Source organism: Paracerasibacillus soli (genome assembly GCF_042432965.1).
Taxonomy (GTDB): Bacteria; Bacillota; Bacilli; order Bacillales; family Amphibacillaceae; genus Paracerasibacillus; species Paracerasibacillus soli.
Genome location: NZ_JBHLWL010000020.1, coordinates 1 through 19034 on the forward strand (window position 1 = coordinate 1; position 19034 = coordinate 19034).

Annotated in this window: 13 protein-coding genes; 4 read left to right on the forward strand and 9 right to left on the reverse strand. The window is 33.1% G+C overall.

Features of this window, described 5'->3' with window-relative positions:
- Positions 1 to 267: IS3 family transposase (locus tag ACFFIS_RS05950; RefSeq protein ID WP_390186585.1), on the forward strand; the 267-nt coding region annotated here is incomplete at its 5' end.
- A 571-nt stretch (positions 268 to 838) separates the two neighbouring features.
- Here the strand turns inward: ACFFIS_RS05950 and ACFFIS_RS05955 are convergent.
- The 8 genes from ACFFIS_RS05955 to ACFFIS_RS05990 form a co-directional block, all read right to left on the reverse strand.
- Complete coding sequence (locus ACFFIS_RS05955; RefSeq protein ID WP_390186587.1) at positions 839 to 4024, reverse strand: DEAD/DEAH box helicase; 3186 nt, start codon at positions 4022 to 4024, stop codon at positions 839 to 841.
- On the reverse strand, positions 4017 to 4946 hold the full coding sequence (locus ACFFIS_RS05960) for a hypothetical protein (protein WP_390186589.1): 930 nt from the start codon (positions 4944 to 4946) through the stop codon (positions 4017 to 4019). Before ACFFIS_RS05960 ends, ACFFIS_RS05955 begins: the two co-directional genes overlap by 8 nt.
- 147 nt (positions 4947 to 5093) lie before the next feature.
- Positions 5094 to 6017, reverse strand: coding sequence for a hypothetical protein (locus tag ACFFIS_RS05965; RefSeq protein ID WP_390186591.1), 924 nt, complete (start codon positions 6015 to 6017; stop codon positions 5094 to 5096).
- Between the two features lie 393 nt (positions 6018 to 6410).
- Positions 6411 to 6689, reverse strand: coding sequence for a hypothetical protein (locus ACFFIS_RS05970; protein ID WP_390186592.1), 279 nt, complete (start codon positions 6687 to 6689; stop codon positions 6411 to 6413).
- 558 nt (positions 6690 to 7247) lie between these two features.
- Positions 7248 to 10337, reverse strand: coding sequence for a type I restriction endonuclease subunit R (locus tag ACFFIS_RS05975; protein WP_390186594.1), 3090 nt, complete (start codon positions 10335 to 10337; stop codon positions 7248 to 7250).
- 15 nt (positions 10338 to 10352) lie between these two features.
- Entirely contained in the window at positions 10353 to 11522 is a 1170-nt protein-coding gene (locus tag ACFFIS_RS05980; protein WP_390186596.1) for a restriction endonuclease subunit S, read from the reverse strand.
- Entirely contained in the window at positions 11519 to 14080 is a 2562-nt protein-coding gene (locus ACFFIS_RS05985; RefSeq protein ID WP_320380739.1) for a type I restriction-modification system subunit M, read from the reverse strand. The genes ACFFIS_RS05980 and ACFFIS_RS05985 overlap by 4 nt, the downstream gene beginning before the upstream one ends.
- Before the next feature lie 322 nt (positions 14081 to 14402).
- Positions 14403 to 14699 carry a replication-relaxation family protein gene (locus tag ACFFIS_RS05990; RefSeq protein ID WP_512700592.1) on the reverse strand — a complete coding sequence of 99 codons (297 nt, stop codon included), beginning with the start codon at positions 14697 to 14699 and terminating at the stop codon, positions 14403 to 14405.
- 290 nt (positions 14700 to 14989) lie between these two features.
- Between ACFFIS_RS05990 and ACFFIS_RS05995 the strand changes: the two genes are divergently transcribed.
- Genes ACFFIS_RS05995 through ACFFIS_RS06005 form a run of 3 tightly spaced genes read left to right on the forward strand, consistent with a single transcriptional unit; the run spans position 14990 to position 17704 of the window.
- Entirely contained in the window at positions 14990 to 16171 is a 1182-nt protein-coding gene (locus tag ACFFIS_RS05995; RefSeq protein ID WP_390186598.1) for a nucleotidyltransferase domain-containing protein, read from the forward strand.
- Positions 16161 to 16874, forward strand: coding sequence for a hypothetical protein (locus ACFFIS_RS06000; protein WP_320380742.1), 714 nt, complete (start codon positions 16161 to 16163; stop codon positions 16872 to 16874). Before ACFFIS_RS05995 ends, ACFFIS_RS06000 begins: the two co-directional genes overlap by 11 nt.
- Before the next feature lie 32 nt (positions 16875 to 16906).
- Positions 16907 to 17704 carry a hypothetical protein gene (locus tag ACFFIS_RS06005; protein ID WP_320380743.1) on the forward strand — a complete coding sequence of 266 codons (798 nt, stop codon included), beginning with the start codon at positions 16907 to 16909 and terminating at the stop codon, positions 17702 to 17704.
- An 85-nt stretch (positions 17705 to 17789) separates the two neighbouring features.
- On the opposite strand, the gene ACFFIS_RS06010 is transcribed toward ACFFIS_RS06005, so the two are convergent.
- Positions 17790 to 18941, reverse strand: a complete 1152-nt coding sequence (locus ACFFIS_RS06010; RefSeq protein WP_390186599.1) for a phospholipase D-like domain-containing protein — start codon at positions 18939 to 18941, stop codon at positions 17790 to 17792.
- Between the last annotated feature and the right edge of the window lie 93 nt (positions 18942 to 19034).

The window sequence follows — 19034 nt, forward strand, 5'->3', positions numbered from 1 at the left end:
GACGAGGCACTAGAAACATTTGGTATTGAAAGATCCCTAAGTGAAAAAGGAACACCATATGACAATGCGGTTGCCGAGGCAACATTCAAGACTATTAAAACTGAATTCGTTAGTGGTAGAGTTTTCGAAAGTCAGCAGAAACTTGATCTAGAGCTGTTTGATTACGTAAATTGGTTTAATAACATTCGAATTCATGGATCTCTGGACTATCTTACTCCTAACGAATATAAGCGCAAGCACCAAGCAGAAATGAGTAGGATTAAGTAGAGAAACGCTCACTTTACGTGGAGAGGCGGGCATGATAGCCGCCTTGGTGGCTGAGCCAGATTCTTTAATAAATCTGGCTTCCTGGCTCATTATCTTGCCCGCAGAGGCTCCATGTCAAGTGACAAACAGCACGTACTATTTTACAACTGAGCGTTAATACTTTGAACACCATAAAAGGGTATGTGTTCCTTAAAAAATTTGTTCAGCTTAATGTTGACATACCACTAGAAAGTTGACTAGTAAGATAAGCGTCTAAAGCCATTCCCTTAAATTCCGGTTCCCCAAACGCTTTGTTTATACTTTTGATAGATGGCATAGTGGATTCCCCTCCTTATTTAGTGTGAAATTAAATTTAAATGTTACTTATGGTACGGCTCACCGTGGTGATTTAAGAGGCAAAAATCAGCATTGGGAAACTCCCGATGCTGATTTCATAACATGAGAGGAAACACTAGTTACCTAAAAAGTAATGAAATTCAAATACCTTTAATAAACAATCAACTCAGTATATTAAATACTTTTTTAGAGTAATCTACTGCATAAATTTTTATAACTCCAACTTCTATAAAGACTAGTTTAAAATCGTAATCAAAGCTTGCTCCACTTTTTCATCCAATTTTAATTCATCTATTTGCCCTCTTGACTTCCACGTTTTTATTATTGAATTTAACGAATGGTATTCAGGTATGACCCCAGATAACCTATTGCATATATGTCTTGGGTAATTTAACTTCCTTAAAGCTATTGCTTTCTCACTTGATACTCCATACCTCAGAAAGTTAGACAGTGCTAAAAAGTTACTAGGAAACTCGATTCTTTCGCTCTCGTCAAAATTTAAAGACAAGTCTACAATTGTTATATATGCATTAGTAATATGACTAATATTTCTAATACCTTCTTTAATAATCTTGACTGCTTTAGCAATACTCGTTCTATTACTCCGACTTAGCTTACTTTCATTTAGTGTGCCGATACCACTATTATTTAATATTTTTGCTAAATCTAATATTGTATATCCAGTTATCCATCCTTTCATAAATTCAATCATTACAGTACTTGAAGTAAACAACTCATGTATGTTTTCTTGTATAAATCGAGTATCAAGTTTATTTAGGCAGTTTAATAACCAATCAATCCACACCCTATCTTCATGTTTACCTTTAAGCATACTAATAATCTCATCTTGATCAATTGTCTTATATATAGCTTCTATAACACTAGATTTATTAGATGATTTAACGGCTGCATTCAAAATCAATTCCTTCTCCTCTGATCTAGTTGTAGTTAACCAGTTATTCCATTTATCCAGTGCTTCTTCAAACGTTTTATCCTCTAAAAATTGAGTAGCTAATGTTTTATTTAACATATCTCTTCTCAATTTAATTGATGAACCACCTGCTACATTAGTTATTAAAGTAAAATTATCATCAATACCCTCATCATTAATCTCTTTTTGAGTAATGTCATTAATTACATTCAGCAATCCTGAAGTAGTTTCTTCTACTCCGTCTACTCTTTCAAGATATATAGTTGAATCAGAATCTAGATTAAAATGACTTTCAGTAGTTGTAGAAGGATATTGCGGAACAATTATTCCTAATGACTGTAAACCAAATCCGGGTCTACCAGCTCTTCCAATCATATTGATTACTTCAGTTTTTGACATAGATTTAGACTCTTCCTCAGAGTATTGTTTTGTTGTATTTATAATTACTGCTGCTGCAGCTAAATTCAATCCTTGGGATATTGTTCCTGTTGCACTTAATACACCGTTCGAACTTTTTCTAAAAAAGTCTTCTACAGCCAATTGCTCTTCATCTAGCAACGCTTGGGTATGAATTCCTATACCATTTTTTAGACCCAATACTAGTTCTGACTCGTATCCAAGTTCCTCTTTTGCCAAAATAAGGTAGGCTTTAGTAAGCTCTGATAAGTTTTGTGAAAAGGTTCCTAATTTTAGATGTTTATCTATTTCTGATAATAAGTGCCTTGTGCCTTGAGAAAAAATTAAGACTGGCATATTACAGGAGGATAAATAGTTTCCCAGTTGTCGGGAAACATCATTACCGTATCCTTCCACTCTCCATTTTTCAATTCCGTAATATTTATCAAGTACCTTTTTAAACCTTACTTCCATTTCTATAGGTAGATCAAAGGGATACGCTTGTCTTTTATTGTCCGACCATATATCTTGTACACAAAAATACAAATTAGTTTTTAATTTGGTTTTATATGTCTTTTTTCCGTTCTTCTCTGCTTCCCTCTTTGCTCTTATTATTTCTTCTTCAGGATGGCTTACAAAACCTCTTAATGTCCTTGCTGGTCTCCATTTAGTATCTGTAATACCAATCTTATATCCATTAAGTTTTTTCAACCAACTTACGAGTTTCGGGGAATTTTCAATAATTGCTGACATAATTAAAAATGTTGTTTTAGAAATTTGAGATATTCGACTTAATAATAAATCCAAAAGCGCACCTCTAGAGCCATGATAAATAGTGTGGAATTCATCAACAATGCAAAGACTACATTTCTTCACCATATCTGGATTATTGGCAATCAATGTTACACATTTTTCGGGTGTCATAACTAAGATTAAATCTTCTTCAGAATCAGAAATTCTATCTTCGTCTAACTCATTTATATCATCTATTACAAGACTATTACCTTTACCATTGTTATGTATATCCATAATCTTTTCCATGTTTCTATTAATCTGTCTACATAAAGCTAGTGTAGGTGCAAGATAAAGAATTACAGATCCTGTTTGTAAATATGAAATAATCTTATGCTCAGCAATTAAACTTTTACCCGTGCCTGTTGGAATTGCTATTATATTATTTGTATTTTCATCTAATAAACCCTTAAATAGAGCATCTCTATGTGGTGGCCAAATAAAATAGACTCCCTCTTCTATATATCTCTTCATATGGATGCTCCACACATTAGGATTACACATGGTTGGACTTTTTAGAGTAGATATTGCCCTATCTTTTAATAAATCCTCAAATAATAGTAAAAGAGATGCTAGAAGCATTATAGTATCTTGTCCACAATCTCTCGAATTAATAATTAAATCCTCTAGATTTATTTTTATATTACGATTCCATACTGGATGTACATAACAAAGTTCTTCAGATAATTCATTTAAACATTTGATTAAGTGATATAAACAAGCTTGTCTACAATGCTCATCTAATGAATTAAACCCACTGATATTAGAAATATTTGGTGGCTGTATATGTGCTTTTACTTGGCCCATTGATAATTTTGTAAAATTATACAATTGTTTTACTGCAATATTTTCGAGGCTTTTCATATCATTTATATTCGATATATAACTATCTAGCTGATTTGAAATCGATTTCGCATTAGGATCATAGCCTGCTATATAATATAATAAAGAGGAGATAATCCTATTCAAGAATCCATAGTTCTCTAATCCACTATCTGTTTCAACGGATAGTGGAGGACATAATGTTTCATACGCATAGGCGCAGACCAAAGATGCAGCTTCTTTTTGATCTTTAGAAAGACCTTTGTCAAATACTATTCTAAATAATAATGATTCTGCTAATCTCTTTAAGGTCGTTGTATCATATTCCTTGCTTGACAATTGTTTTTCTTCTTCTAAAAGATTCCTTTTAGATACTTCTATTGTAATTTGAAGTAATAGTAACCTTATATCTTCACCATTTATTTCATCTAATAACTCTGCTGCTACCTCGTATTTTTCCTTAGCATATCTATCAAGCATAAGAATTTAATTCCCTTTCCTTACTTTCTATAAAACTAACAACCTTTTGTGAAACGCTCTCATAAAAATCATCTAATCTCTTTGTAGAAATAGCCTCACACTGACGAAACTTTGTATGACGAACATTTGGCGTACTATTTCCAAATTCTCTAAACTGGGATCCCTTTTTTGGTCTTTTACTTCGATGTTCGATTGTCAAACGGTATATAACTTTTTGTTTCCATAATATATGTTTTGAAATTGAAGCACTCAATTGTCCCTCAACACTCTCAAAACTATTAGCTACAGTACGCATAACTTGTCTTATATCAGGCCACTTTTTTCCAGAATCATATTCCTTAAATGCTCCAAGTGCTTCTGCTGTACCCTCCGAGGGACTTTTTCTATTTTTTGATTCACCAATAACTAAATAATATTGCTCATTTGAGTTATCCTTTGCAATTGCAGCTAAATCTAATCCCTGCTTTTTTGAACTTAAATGCATATAGTGTATTCCTTGTAATGAAAGTGAGAAGGGATCTAATGCTTCTTTGTTTTCTATGGATTTTAACATTACATGGGATATTAATTCTAGTATAAAAGGATTACGTTGATTCTTTATAAACTCTCTTAGAGTTTCTTCATCACTTGAATAATCTCTTCCCGAAAAATAGTTCTTAATTTCTCCAAGTGTAGTAAATTCAAAATCTTGATCTGGCAACATCTTCTTTAAAGCACTATACGATGTTTCCCACGCACCAGATTGTACAATATAACATAACTCAGCCACTAATTGAATTTGCTCATTGGAATTTGGATTGAAACCTCTTAGTTCAAATTCTAAATGAGATGGGTTGTTATCATTTGGCCAATTTGTAGAATGTACCTGCCATAGATTATATAATTCATCTATAATTTCCCCAACCGTCTTTTTAGATTCCATCATAATTAACCACCCTATTATTGATAATCTCTAAGTTCAAATTGTTAATCATCAACTGTACTCCAATCCTAGAAAATAATAAATATATGTACTAATTTATCTCTGTGCTTGAACAGACCAAAGAGCCGTAGTTATTTAAAATATTTCCTAATAATAATTCAATATCTCACTATTTTTTAGGTATATATTCCCTGTCTGTGCTGCATGTCTCCGCTTTCTTATAATTAGAGACAAAAAATCTATTTGATTTTCTAGTACAGCCATTAGATCGGAACCATCCATTAACAGTATAGTACTGCGACTAACGGAATGTATTCTAACAGCGTCTTCAGAAAATCCATTTATAGATAAGAATAACCCCAAGGTATTATCCAGTTTTCTATTAATTTTGCCTGAAAAACTATCTAAATCTGAAGTACCTGATAATTGACTCGTCCATTTCGCTTCAAACAAATAATCAGTACCTTCTAGAGAAAAGGCCCCATCAATTTGTTCACCCATATTTCTAAATGAAGCCTTAGGATCTAAATCAAATAGTTCAAATAAGTCGTATAGAACCTTCTCTAGTTCAAATCCCCTTTTTTGATATTCCTTAGAAGTAACAAGTCTAAAATAATTTATCTTAATTTCATCCAGTTTACTTAATACAGCTTGGCTTGATCTGATTTTCTTTAAGTTCTCCAATCTTTTTCTTTTAATTTCTTCCTCTTCTTTTATTTTCTGTGTCTGGTCTTCTACTACCCTTTTAAGATCAGCAACAGCTTGCTTTGCTCTTTCTACCTTCCTTTTTCCATCTTCAACTTGTTCAAGATGATGAAAACTTTCCATCTTGATTACTTCATGTATAAGTCTTCTGATATCGCCTAAGTATCGTTCCTGATTACTACATAGCTCATTAATGATATCCGAGACTATTTGTCTTTTATAACCATTCCAATCTGGACGATTAATAACATTAGTATCATTTATACAATTACTCAAAAAGCTCCTCAAATTATTTTTGTACCAGTATATACTGCATAGTGCCTCTTTTAATAATTCAATGGCGACAGCTGATAAATTCTTTCCCATTACAAAAACCTCCATTCTAGATAGTAAGGATGAATTCAGGGTAACTTGTGTGAATTATCCCAAGACTGGATTGGTATTTTTAAAATTCAAGACAATAACTCATTCACAAAATAAAAATGTCAATCATCCAATAAAGGTTCCTTCACGTAACCTTTACTATAAATGACTGACATCTGCTGTTATAAACTATATTCATCTTTGATTCTTGCTGTACCTAATCCCTTACCTTAGTATACTCTATCATTAACTCCACAAGATGCTATCTTACACTTCCGACCGCAAAGTCTTATAAACATCCGCAGCAATAAATGCATAGACAGTTTTAAAGTAAGAATCGTCAGATCCAATCAATCTTTAATAGGCTTCTGAATTCGTCGTGTACTCATCCATTACTCAATCAAGAAATACATCCTTAAACAAGCTATTTTCAAACATTTCTTGGCTATTATTTCTAGCCATATTTACTATTTTTGCATCCACTTCTTGAGTAAATGCCTTGTGCAATGTATCAACAATTACTCGATCTTGTGGTGAAAATTCATCTGGGAACCGTTCGCTAATTCGATGGATAATCTCTTCTAAGGAATCACGTTCTTCTACTGGCTTTACGTTAGCATTAAATTCTTCAGGGTGCTTTAATTCCCCACCCTCTTCATTTTCAGCAACAAGCATTATTTCGCCTTCAAAATCCTTTTGCAGCTAATAATATTCAAGTTTTACTTTATCTGCAATATCCACCTTTTCACGCTTTTCTTTAGGGATAAACTTCAATAAATAGCTTGTGTAAATGTTTTCCTCTAGTAGCTCTATATCAAATGTGCGATCTAACTATGCGACAAAGTTAATACTATTTACCGAAGTTACGTGATGTCATTCTGAATTCATATTGGGTATCTTCTGGTAAATGTCCGTAACGCCGGATGACGCGTTTGAATAAATCCGACAAGCAATCTAATAAACTTTTAGTCTTATTTCTTTTGTACTTGTTTCACAATTTTCATCACTTAAGTAATATCATCATGTACAAAGCAAATTTACGTAATTTACTTTACTATGCGTATCGTAAATTAAATTTAGGTTTACTTCTTCTTTTAGCATTGTTGCTTCGTAAAAAGGCTGAAACGCGTCGATAGAGACAGGGCACTTGTCCTACATTGTTATATACAAACTTATTGAAACATTTACCTGTCCCTGCATCTACTTTATGAATTGTAACAAGAACCTCTCTTTCTATTTATACTTCCTCTTAATTTTCGGTACAATCTCTGGTAGTACTTTCATGAGCTCCATATTATGTTCCAATAAGTTACTAGTTTTTGGGTTATCAATCGAATCATAATCAACATTACTTGTTAATTCATCGATATAAGGAATTTCCTTTGGATTTGCTGTTGAATAGGTTTCTACCGATTTCTCAAAAATCATTTCATTAAGTCCCCACTCCCGGGACACTTTATAAATTTCATCTTTTAATTTGCTTCGCTTCCATTCTTCATACGCTTCATCAAAGTTCACATTACTTGATATATTGCCAGGTTCTAATTCATCTTCTACAAATTGCTTCAGTAGCTCTGCTTGTTCAAAATCACCCATATTACTTAATTCTTCAATATGTTGGTAAACAATCCGTAATGTTTCCGCATCCACTATTTGTTTTCCATTTGTCGAAGTGGCTTTATCCCCGATTAATTGAATAATATAATATGCATCAATTGTTTGTGTACCAGCTAGTTTTGCTTCACCTAATGGTAATACTGGTAAGTCTACTGGATCATCGTCCTGATTATCATCTCTTGTTACATTTCGATATGCACCAACATAACGCATCCATTCATGTTCTGTTATACCGAATGCTTCATCTACCCAGGCAAATTCATAATATTGCTGAATCGTATTTAATTGGGCGTTTGCCTTTTTAAAAGCCTTTACAAAGGTTTCCTTTGCCGCTTCATCTTTTTCTAAGGTTTGCCATGCCGTTGGGTCTTGTAATATCTGTATCACTTCTTGTGAGGATTTTACAAATTCATCTACTGCTACAGGATAAGGTTCTACAATTGCCTTACTACTCTTTCCGCCACTTCCGTATAAAATGAGTGCTTCATTTACTGTTTCTCCCGTTATTCTTGGGTACTGGAAGTTGATAATCGTACCAAATTCCTTTTCTTTCCCATAAATTCGGTTTGTGCGTGAATAGGCTTGAATTAATCCTTGTAGTGCAAGTGAACGGTCCACATATAACGTGTTAATAAATTTAGAATCATAACCCGTTAGTAACTGATCCGCAACAATAACAAGGTCAATATTCTTCGGATTCCGACCACTTCCACCGCGTGTTGCTCGTTCAACGACATCTTCATAATATGCATCTTCTCCTCGTCGTTTATCACCGTAAGCATATTCAATTCCAGTGAAAGCTGCATAATCTTTGAACATCGTTTTAATTAATTCTGGGTCGGTAGGTTCTTTATCTGCGTCTGTTCCAAAACTAAATGTCATCGCCACGTTAATCGCAATATCATCTCGTTTGGCTAATTGCTTTTTAAACTCTTCATAGTAAGCTATTACTCGATGTTTAAATGCAACCGTTAAAATAGCATTGAAGAATTTACGTTGTGATTGGTATTCCCAGTTGTTTAATATTTCCTCAACTACTCTCGGAATATGTGTTTCATCATGATAAAACATTAGTTTGCGTTTTTTTGCTTCTTTTTCTACTTCCAACTCAGAAAGTTCATATACTTGTCTTTCTAGTTTTCTTTTTGGCATGTCTGGTTGTTCAGCTAGTCTATAATCAACAATTTGCTCACGTAACGTATCGTAACTTTCAAACTCTCCGGTATTTATGTAGTCAACATGAAATCCTAATACGTTTTTATCTGCAATTGCTTCATCTATCGTATATTGATGCAATAGTGGTCCGAAAAGCTTTTCTGTTGTATCGATAAGTTCACTCTTCTCATTGACCATACCTTTAATCTTATTTTCGTCAAATAAGGGTGTCCCAGTAAAGCCATAAAACAGACCATTTTTCCGGAAGTAATTTTTAATGGTTACCATCATGTCACCCATTGTCGTTCGATGAGCTTCATCAATAATAAAGACGATTTTCTTATTTGCTAAATTTTCATCCTTCGCTTCAACTAGATCTTTCACAAGATTATTTAATTTAAACGTTGTCGTTACAACGATACCTGCACTAGCAGATGATAAAAGTCTACGTAACTGATAGGTATGTGCTGTATCATCAACGGTTACTGATTCGTATTGTGCATACGCTTTGAAATTATCACTCGTACGACTGTCGAGTTCCTTCCGGTCTACTAAGAAAACAACGTTATCAAATCCTGCTCTAGTTGATAAAAATAAGGCTGTTTTAAAACTCGTGATCGTTTTACCAGAACCTGTTGTATGCCAAACAAATCCACCACGAGGAATTTTATCATCATTATCCCACCCTAGTGCAGCACCTTCGATAGCTTGCAAAGCATGTACTTGATAAGGGCGTAATAACATATGTTTACGATTTTCCTCTTCTCTTGCTTCATCAATAACTAAATAATCGCCAACCATTTGGTGTGCCATTGGAATCATTAAGAAGTAACCAACGACATCTTCCCAATGATTAATCGATTGATTATATTTGTCTGCCCAATGGAAAACAAAGCTTGGATTAAACGCTTGAATTGATTTTGGTGTTGCAAAGTAACGTGTAGCTACTTCAGATGTCATCACCATCATCTGCGAAAATGCCATAAAATTATTTACATATTCACCATCTGCATAATAACGTTTAAACTGATTAAATGCTTCTTCTAACGACTTATCTGTACGCTTTTGTTCAATGTTAATGAGTGGTAGACCATTAATGAGTAAAACGATATCAAAACGATTTCCGTTCGGTGTTTCTACTTCTCTTGCGATATTATAACTTGAATCTCCACCACGCACCTGCGCTTTTTTAAAGATGGTCAATGTAATTTGTTCGCGTGTTACATCTGGATGAGAATCTCGATAAATGCCATCAATTTTCCCAGTCGATTGTTCCATTGCTAATAACTTTGCTGCTTCATAACTGTTTTCAATTTGCGATACTTTTGCCATCACTTGAGCAAATTCATTATCTGTTAAAGGAACACTTTCTAAGACATCCGCATTCATTCGGTTCAGTTCCTTACGCCAAAAATTGACTAAATCTTGTACCGTTACCTTTTGTTTATTACCATTAAGAAAATCTGGTGCTTTCCATTTATATTGCTGTAATTTCGTAACGAACTTATCTTGAAAAGCCCTTTCCGCCGCATTCTTTCGCCCATTACTCATAGCATAACCTCCTCTCTACACAAACATTTCTTCTAAATAAGCCTCTTTCATTTTCTTTAGCTTTTCTAGTTTTTTTTCTTCAGTTCTAATTTGATCATCTAAGTTTTTGAAAAATTCACTGATTTTTTGTTGCTCTTGAACAGTTGGTAATAACAATCGATAACTGGTCAATGTAGGGAGCCTTAATGAATCAACAGTTGCTTTAACTGTTTCTTTTAATGCATGCTTTTTAAATGTATGATTCATTGTATAATAAATGAATCTACCATTTACATCTTCATTAAAGTCTGATATTTTATATACTCTTTGATGATAATTAAATTTGCCATTATAATAGTGGAAAATATCACCTAATTTTCCTTCCCCAGGAATCAGAATAGCTTCTCCATCAAAAGAGTAAGTATCACTTCTTGAGATATTTTTAGATCTTATAAAAAATGGATATACTCCGTTAGAAATAGAGTCCTTAACATCACTATCACCAGTGTTTATACTAGCTAATTCTCCTAATGTATGTACTTTCCATCCTCCTTTAAACCCTTTAAACCTTCTTTTCGGTACGTTTTCTCCTTCTTGTGGGAACATTTCGGTTAAATATGCAGACTTTAATGCTTCTACTTTAGCAATCTTCCGTTCTTGATTTGCAATTCTTTCATCTAGAACCTTAAAAAACTCACCGATTTTTTGTTGCTCTAAAGTACATGGATAGTTTATCAATACTTTTCCTATTTCATCCATATTAATCTTTTTTGGAAATGCTATGTGTAGAGTTCTATGCCATAATTCTCTTTTTACAGTTGCTGAATGTATGCTTTCTTTCAAGAAATAAGGATCCAATTTTCCTTTTTTCAACAAGGCCAGACTAACATAATATGCTTTATATTCATTAGATTCTACAACATTAGCTGTACCAATATCTCCTATCCGTGTCATTAATATATCACCCGCTTCGGGGAATATCTCGAAGTCACGTTTAAAATCTTCATGTGATATATATTTATTAGATGTGAGTGAGTGAATATTTTCCACCGATAGAAACATGATACCACTCTCTTTATATTTTGGAGTTTGATGAGTACCATCGTACACATCTACTACCTCTCTCATACTAGACTGTTTCCAATGACCTTTATTTAAAAATTCTATAAATCGCCTTTTAGGGACCAATTTTTTTCCTCCTATCATTCTGTCACCACCAGTTCTGATAGCATCGCTTCAAATTGCGCTTCTATTGATTTACTTTCTGCTTCAATGTTTTCTAGCGTATCAGCATATCTTTCCTTTAATTCTTTCAAAGTATCCAGTTCATTTTTAAGCGGTACTTCTACAAGTTTTGTGATATTGTCTATTAATGAACCAAACCACTTTTTATACATGAGTTGATTGATTTCTTCATTCATTAATTTTTCAATTCTTTCTTCGACTTGTTCATTTAATGCTTTTTCTTTTTCTTTAATTGATTTGTTTAAAGATGATTTTTCATCTAATAGTTTTCTTACCTTTTCCAATAAGGTATATTCATCTGTATCTTTTGCAACTTTCCTTATTTCAGCTCTAACTGCTGATATAGTAAAGTCGTCTTCTCTAGCATTCAATGCATCGCCTAAGATTTGCGCCTCTTCACTTTCTTCTATCTTTGCTGCTTCAACGAGTTCATTTATTTCATCATTAATAGCTGCTAAAGCATCTTTTTGTGTTTCCACATCATGTAGTTCTACTGTATAGAGCTCCTTTAATATAAGTTCATTCGGCACAATTGCTCCAACCCAACCATCTTGTTCTATTCGCTTCGTTTTACCAGAACCTTTTGTAACCATATTTGCTTCGCGTGTTTTTCCAACTGTGTAAAAGTCGCTAATCGCAATTTTCTCCGTATCTTCGGAAAGAATGTTTTCCCATAACTCCGCAATAATTTGATAACCATCATACGTATTAACGTGATTAAATTGTGTTAATAGCTTTTTAATTTCCGATAGCATTTCTTCTTTTAACGGTTCAATATCATTCACATCAGCCACCGTTTTTAACTTTTCCCAATATGTATCCATATAGGACTTTGTTACCTCTGTTAGTGCTTTAATTTGTTTTTGTACGTTTTCATGTGTTAATACTTCTTCTGTTAAGTCTTTAACTGATTGTGTTAATTCTGCATAACCTGGGCGTACTTCAGTAAATCCATCGTATAAAACATCTTTTGCCATATCGTGTAACACTGTTAGTTTTTTTATTTGGTTTAATGGGATGCCACCATATAAATGCGCATCCACATCATGCGCTATATCTTCTTCTACCGCTTCAATATAACGTGGAATATTTAAATTATATTCATTTTCTATAATGTCTTTTTTTGTTGCTTGATAACTGTAGCCCAGTTCATTTTCTCGTTCAATATACGTATCCACAATTTTAGCTATATCCTTTTCTTGTAAGACGTGCTGTTTTCCTTCTTTTACGAAGGATTTAGAAGCATCAATCATAAGAACAGGGTCATCTAGCTTTCGGTTCTTTTTCAAAATCATTACAGTTACAGGAATGCCTGTATTCGTAAACAGTTTATCCGGTAGGCCAATGACTGTATCGATATAGTTTTTCTCTAATAGTCGTTTACGAATTTCCCCTTCTGCCCCTCCACGGAATAGCACACCATGTGGAAGAACAATTGCCATCGTACCTTCTTGACCTAAGTGGAATAAACCATGTAATAAAAATGCATAATCACCTTTAGAGTCTGGTGGTAAAACTCCAGCAACTTCAAAGCGTGGGTCTGTTACTTTTATGTCTTCTTGATTCCAATTTTTAACTGAGTAAGGTGGATTCATCACGACCGCATCAAACTGAACACCCTCATTGGGACGTTCCGGATCTTCAGGCCAATCTTGCCCTAGTGTATCACCATTATTCACAGTCATTTTTTCCGGTCGAACACCGTGTAGTAATAAATTCATTCGTGTTAAGTTATATGTAGCTGTATTTTTTTCTTGCCCATAATAATGGAGTTCCTTTCGGTTATCTTCTGTTAAATATCGACTAACCGTTAAAAGTAATGAACCCGATCCAACAGTAGGGTCATAAATCGATTTTACCTCCGTAGTTTTAGCAACAATTTGTGCCATGACTTCACTTACTTGACGGGGCGTATAGAACTCTCCAGCCTTTTTTCCCGACTCCATCGCAAACTGGCCGATTAAATATTCGTAAGCATCTCCTAACACATCACCTTTTTGAAGTGCAACCATATCTAAATCGGCGAATAACTCAATTAACTTACGAATGTTTTTACTTCGAGCGTTCAAGTTACTTCCTAACGCAGTGTCTGTTAAATCAATCGTAGAACTAGAAAAAAGACCTTTAAAGTCATCGATATCTCCAGTTGTGGCTACCGTACGTTCAAAGTTCTGTAAGCTCTCTGTTACCTTCTCTAATTCAAATGTACCTTCACGAATATCTTTTAACCACGTCTGGTATAAGTATTTCGGTAAGACATAATATCCAAGGACGTTTTGTATCATATTGATAAGATTGTCCCCATAACTTTCGTAAGCCTCTTCATAGGCTTGGACAATTTCTTCCTCATTCCCTTTAGCACCACTTTTTTCAGTAAATGTTTCAAGTGTTTTATCACTAAGGAATTTATAGAACATTAAACCTAACATATAATCTTTATAACGGCTGGCATCCATTGATCCCCTAAGGTCATTAGCGCCATCCCATAATCTTCTTTTAATATCATCTGATGTAATCATTTCTTTTCCTCCCTGTTTATACATACATTCTTATTCAACGTGTCTCATATATCATTAATAAGAGTTTTCCATATAAAATAAACGCTCTTATACCCATTTTATTTGTTACTTCAGAAATGGGGAAAACCTTGGTCCTAGAAGACTATTTGGAAAATACAATAATTCATCCGAATAACTATTGTCCCATATATTCATTTTACAATTTACACTATACACATGCAAAGATACTACATATTGTTTTATTAATATCACCGACAGTTGTCATAATGGGATTAACTTTGTGATAGTCTTCTATCTACGTTTCATGTCATGTTTTTTATTTTTATCTTCCCCCGATAAAAATAACTCCGGCAAGCCTAACATCTAATTCACTTTGTTTTGCTGTTTCAAAATAATGTCGGTACGCTCTGAATTTTTCACAAAACTGTTCATGAATTTCGCTACCTCTATCAATTTCAATCGTGTAAGTCCTATTATTCTCTAATTTAATCTTAGCATCTGGACGAAAACGAAATTTATTTTCAGCGTTACCATAGGTTACAGCACTATGATAGTCAATACAATGTTCTCTAAACGTTGTTTTTATAAATTTTATTTTAATCAGAAAATCAATCAGCAATAGAAGATGTGGACTTGTTCTAATGGTGAAGAATATAATTTATACGGAAAGCCACGATATCCGGCAAAACCTAACCTAGGGACCGTCCAATAAAGAATGTTGTTTTCGAATTTAATAACGAGGAAATAATAATACGCCTCTTAAAAAGTCACCTACTGATATACGCTATTCTTTTTAATAGACTACCAATAACACAATATGTTGTAGGAACAAATATTCTATGTTACTATATTTAGTGCGATGATTAGTAACATCAACCAATTGATAAACAATACGAAAGGGGATTTGTAATGCCTAAAACAATATATAAAAAAGGTATTTTAGAAGAAATGATTGAGCAACTAGATTTACCTGAGTATGTTGTTGAAAAAACCATTCAAAGATATAAGTCATTGGGAGAGTGGTTTAATAGAGAAAATAGTACTTTTAAAGATGTAGATATAAACATATTTCCTCAAGGATCTTTTGCATTAGGTACTACTATAAAGCCAATTAGCGAACAAGAAGAATATGATTTAGACATGGGTTGTAAAATCAATGTCCCTAATTTTAAATCTTTGTTTACACAGGAACAATTAAAAGAAATGATCGGTACTGAACTAGAAAGCTATCGTGTAGCGAAGGGGATCAAGCAGGAACTAGAAGAGAAGCACCGCTGTTGGAGATTGGAGTATATGGACGAAATTAAATTTCATTTAGATATAGTTCCATGTATACCATTAAATATTGATATCCAATCGGTCTACAAAAAACAATTAGAAGATGTTTTCAATTATGAAGAATCCTTAAACAAATCTGTGGTTGACGCTGCTATAAACATTACTGATGATCGACTTGATAATTACTCCATTATCTCGCAAGACTGGAATATTAGTAATCCAGAAGGATATTTGAAATGGTTTGAGAGTCGCATGACAATGGGCGACTTCGGAATATACAATCGTTCTTCCATAACGCCTGTTCCAATTTATAGCAGAAAAACCATTCTTCAAAGATGTATTCAATTGTTAAAGAGACATCGTGATAATATGTTTGGAGATGATGATAGTAAGCCGATTTCTATTATTATAACCACTTTGGCGGCTAGAGCCTATAATGGAGAATTGAATTTAGGAGAAGCATTGATAAATCTATTGGAAAATATGCCAACATATATTAACCCTAGTACTCCCAGAGTTCCTAACCCTGTAAATCCCAATGAGGACTTTACAGACAGATGGGATACGTTGGCAGGGAAAAAATTAGATTTAGAAGGGAATTTCAAAAACTGGTTATTACAAGCGAAAGTTGATTTTAACAACTTATTAAAAACGGAAAGTTATGAAACAGCTAGTTTAATATTAAGTAATAAATTCTCCTTGAATATAGATAACAGCTTATTAAATAAGACATACAATCTTAATGGTAATAAGCAGAGAAATGTCACAAGCTTACCAATAAATCCACCAAAGCCTTGGGGTGATGCATATTAACATTAAAGATTTAGAAGGTTTTTTAGAAAGCAACCCTCAAATGTCTTTAGCACCTTCAAATAACGAAGAGTATGTTGTTAAAGGGACTTTGGCTTTCGATATAAAGAATGACTCCTACGGAAATATAAAGGACGAGTTTTCAATTAGGATTGTGATTCCTAAAAGTTACCCTAAAGAGATTCCGACTGTCTACGAAATTGGAGAAAGATTTCCCAAAACGTTGGATTATCATGCGTATCCCGATTCATCTCTATGTTTAGGATCACCAATGAGCTTGAAGAAGCGTATTAAGGACAACCCTACTTTAGATGGCTTTATTCATTCATGTGTGGTTCCATACTTCTATGCAATTTCACTTAGACTTCAAGGTGAGGAAAAATTTGTATTTGGCGAGTTATACCACGGTATAGATGGTATTATTCAGGATTATGTGGAAGTTTTTGAACTTAAATATATTGATCAGGTAATTAACTTACTAGATATATTAAGTCAAAAACCAAATAGAGGTAATAAGAAGAAATGCCCGTGTGGTTGTAAACGCATAGTAACAAAATGTTCTTTCCATAAAAAAATAGTTGAATATAGAGAGGTGATGACTCGGAAGGAATTTTCTATAGATAAAGATATTATTTCTCTTTATTACGATAAGTGGAAAGAAAATCAAATGCAGAAACGTATGCGAAAATTAATACCTTATGCATAATGATAAATTAATATGAAGGAGTGATATCGATAGTGAATAAGGTCATATTTCAATGTTTATTAATCTTGTTACCAGCAATAGTAAGTATCTTTTACCCACTTCAAGAGATTGCTTATGGAATTCTCTCCCTGATAGGTATGGATACATCAAATTTTGATGAAATGATAAAAAATATTATTAATAATGAACGAGTAATTTCTATTATTGGCGGGGTTGTATTATCTATAATTATTTATATTTGGAGAACAAAAGCAAATAAGGACAAATTATTTAACACTGGTAACAAATATAGCGAGTATCCGATATGGGTTTATTGGTTGGCCAGCAAAATACTTGGCTATGGGAAGGTTAGCTTAGTAAGAGTACCAATGTATCTACAGTACAAATTACTATTCAAGGATATTTTCCCTGAAGTGATTGTTGATAGTGACGTAGAAGAAAAGGTTCAATCAATTAATGTCATCGAAAAGAATATGGATAATCCATCAAATGAGTTGAATTTGGTACTGGTTGATACCTATGAAATTACTGATAGCCAAATTCCAACAAATAAGGCTCATCTTCCTACCATTTTTATTAAAAGTGGTAATGAAATTGATAGCAATCGCTCTCTAAATCCTGAATATATAAAAGAGATTAGAAGAAGAACCAATGTCTATCACAAGATTTATAAGAAGTTAAATGTATTTTGCACCACGAATACTAATCATAATCAATTAATCATAAATAAGTGTTTTAAAAATGGCAGTAGAACAGGGTTTGAAAACATCGTTGTGTATCAAGCCTCTCGAAGTAACTACGTGTTTAATAGAGGATATAAAGTATTGTAAGAAAAGTCCCATGAATTAATAGAAAATAAATAAATATAATCTTGAGATTAATGCAGAAAACCTAACATTGCACAGATGTTAGGTTTTAAAATTCTTTATTTGTATTATTTATAGATGAACGGTTTTCATATATGCTTTCACTTTTTAGGATATCAGTAATATTTTCGATTTCATTAACTAACAACTGTATTAACTTTGGTATTCTAATTTGGATTCTTTCAAAATATCCATCTAAACCGATAAATCGCTCAGTTATTTCCTGAAAATCTTCATGGGCTTTCCGCTGTCCTTCTTCAAAAGCATAATTTAAATCATCGGGATCTCCTGAATGGTACTCATGCATTTTTTGTGCATAATTAATTTGCAATTCTTGAAAGTCAAAACTGGATAATTCCTCCAACAAACCTTCTAATTTTTGAACTTGGGTATCTAGTAAGATTAGTAATTTGTTTATTCTATGAACTATACCTATATCTATATATTGATCAAACTCATTAAGGACCATAACTTGTATTAAATCTTTAGCCTCATTTATCATTTCTGTAAATCTATTTAATTTTTCAAGGGATATGGATGCATTGGTTAAGTCGAGAACCATTTTCTCAAGTGCATATCTAACTTCAGCATATGTAAAAATACCCATATCTAAATGATCAAAGAAATCGTTACATTCAACTAACCAATCTGCTACATATTCCATATAAATGGTATAAAAAGAAGTTGTATATCTAATAGAACAACTTATGATTTCTGGTATTAATTGCTTTTTTACAGCTTTTATATCTTCGTAATCGGTAAGTATAATTCCTGCTTCCACATTATTTTTACTTTCATCAGAGAAGTTACCTGAACCAATATATGCTATATTTTCAGTCATAATAATTTTAGAATGATTTTCATAACAGAAATAGACCGTTAAATCACAATTATAGTTATCACGATCTAATTGATTAAAATAGTCTTTAATATTTTCTAAAGCCCGATCAGCTGGTGTCTTCATTTGATTACTTCTAAAATACTTTTCATGTCTTTGCGGTAAATTCGTTATAAATGTCACCGATACATTCTCATCTAACATTTTCAATTCGTCTAATAATCGTGTATCATTTTTAGAAATATTAAAAGTAACAATAATGATTTCCTTTGCAGAGGTGAAATCATCGATTACCTCTTGATATCCATAATCATTGTGACTCAAAGTAATTAAACCATTGTTTATGTTAGTTTTTTTAAGCATTTTCCTACCATCCCCTCAAACTGGTCTAAAAGATTTTACTTCCTTTTCCACCCTTTTCACCAATGCAACATACTATTCAATTAGAATGCTCCC